The sequence below is a fragment of the Treponema sp. R80B11-R83G3 genome (genome assembly GCF_054786115.1).
In genome coordinates this window covers 1-2,098 of sequence record NZ_BDHF01000167.1, presented here as the reverse complement: position 1 = coordinate 2,098, position 2,098 = coordinate 1, and the positions used below count along the sequence as shown (strand labels likewise).

The window sequence follows — 2,098 nt, the reverse complement described above, 5'->3', positions numbered from 1 at the left end:
CGATAAAAGATATGGCTGGCAAAGCAAAAGCAAAAGAAGCCCTGCAAAGGGAATTTAATCTGCCCCCCGACCCAAATGTTCCCGTTATCGGAATGGTTACGCGCCTGACTGATCAAAAGGGAGTAGGAGAACTTTTCGGTCCCACTTACGGTTCTGCATGGTCAATTTGCCGCGACTTGGACTTGCAAATGGTACTGCTAGGTTCCGGCGAATACTGGTGCGAAAACGAAATTTCAGGTCTTGCTTCGCGATTATCAAACTTCAAGGCAAAAATCGGCTACAGCGAAAAAATAAGCCATCTTATAGAAGCAGGTTCCGACTTTTTCCTAATGCCAAGCCGTTACGAGCCATGCGGCCTGAACCAGATGTATTCGCTTATTTATGGAACACTGCCAATCGTCCGCAGAACAGGCGGCCTTGCGGATACCGTAGAAAATTTCGATGAAAAGTCAGGCACCGGCACCGGCTTTATGTTTGATTACCTAAGCCCTTCTTCAATTTACGACACTGTAACTTGGGCAGTGTGGACATGGCACAACAGAAAAAAAGAAATCAAAAAAATGCAAGAACGCGCCATGAAGCAGGATTTCTCATGGGAGCTTTCGGCGAAAAAATACATAGATTTGTACGAATCGGCATTTAAGACGCAGGGAATTAAAGCGCCAAAAAAACTTGACGCTTAAAATTAGCGAGAAGAGTTCACAGGAAGGAAGAGAAGAACACGAAGAAGAGGGGAGAATACAAATTTGATATTTGCGCCATTAGCTATTTTGGATAGTTTCAGCAAAGCGTTCATCAAGTGGCAATTTATCTTTGGATTTAAGATTTAAAATTTTAGGCCTATCTTAAAAATTGTGTAAATTTTATTGGGCATAAATCTTCTAGCGGTAATGGAAAAAATGGTGTCAATCACCTTCCAATTCGCAATCATCGGGAGATTCCAGTTCTTTAAGATTACGCTCAATTACTTGCATTACCGCAACAGAAACGGCTTTTTCAATATCAGTCAATACAGTCTTCTTGAATTTTCTAATTCGCGCTTCCGCAATCTGGATAGAAAACAGTTCGGGCGGGTCAATTTCAAGGGCAGAAGCTATCTGTTCAAGCATTTCAGGAGAAGGGAATTTACGCGCCAGTTCAATCATGGCAATATATTGGGTGGACAGGTTAGCCCGCTCTGCAAGCCGAGACTGAGAAAGCCCAAGCCTATTGCGGTTTTCCTTCATATTATAAGCCAGTAACTCCCTCAAATTCTTCAAAACTTGCCTCATAGACAATATAAATCTTAACCTATAATCGACAAATTGCCTAATTGTTGCTCAAATTTACTTGACTAAAAGACAATGAATATGAATAATCTAATAAAGCGGATAGTTCCGTATGAAAAAACGCCTTTCGCTTTTAGGAATGGCTTTTTTATACATAAATCAGTTTTAAGGAGTATTCTGTGAAAAACAAAAACCAATTTATCGGAATGGCAATCATTATCGCCATCATATTTGCATTTATCGCTTGCGAAGACGAACCAGACAAAATTAAAATTACACCGCCAACAATTACTACTGAGTCATTGTCGGGAGTAACGGTGGGAATGCATTACAACCAAACATTAACGGCAACAGGGGACACGCCCATTACATGGAGCGTTGAAAGCGGAACATTACCACTAGGATTGAGCCTTGCGGAAACAGGAATAATTTCAGGAACGCCGTCCACAGAGGGAAAATCTACTTTCACCGTTAAAGCAACTAACGCAACAGGAAGCGACACAAAACAATTATCAATATCAATCGCTCCTATCTTTACAACTATTGAAGACTTTAGAGCATGGTTAGAAGACCAACCTGACAACACTCAAACAACACCATACATCATCAAACTGAACATCAGCGATCTCAGCGACTATTACTACGAAAGCTCCATATACTATGTGCTAAGAGAAAACGATACCAAATATGTCAGCCTTGACCTTTCCGGCAGTACCTTTACCAGCATTGATAGCTGGGATTTTGAGTATTGCAGAAACCTTACCAACATAACCATACCCGCCAGCGTTACCAGAGTTCGTACCCCATTACTCCCTATTGCTCTTTGTAAC

The 2,098-nt window shown here is 41.3% G+C and carries 3 protein-coding genes; 2 read left to right on the top strand and 1 reads right to left on the bottom strand.

Annotation, left to right across the window (positions count from 1 at the left end):
* Nucleotides 1–683 (top strand): glycogen synthase (locus tag ACYVRH_RS12105; RefSeq protein ID WP_461257161.1); only part of this gene is annotated, 683 nt, incomplete at its 5' end.
* A gap of 222 nt (nt 684–905) precedes the next feature.
* On the opposite strand, the gene ACYVRH_RS12100 is transcribed toward ACYVRH_RS12105, so the two are convergent.
* Nucleotides 906–1,259: a helix-turn-helix domain-containing protein gene (locus ACYVRH_RS12100; protein WP_461257160.1), complete on the bottom strand. Its 354-nt coding sequence runs from the start codon at nt 1,257–1,259 to the stop codon at nt 906–908.
* A gap of 188 nt (nt 1,260–1,447) precedes the next feature.
* Here ACYVRH_RS12100 and ACYVRH_RS12095 point away from each other — a divergent pair.
* Nucleotides 1,448–2,098, top strand: a 651-nt coding sequence (locus ACYVRH_RS12095) for an Ig domain-containing protein (protein WP_461257159.1), incomplete at its 3' end; no start/stop codon positions are given.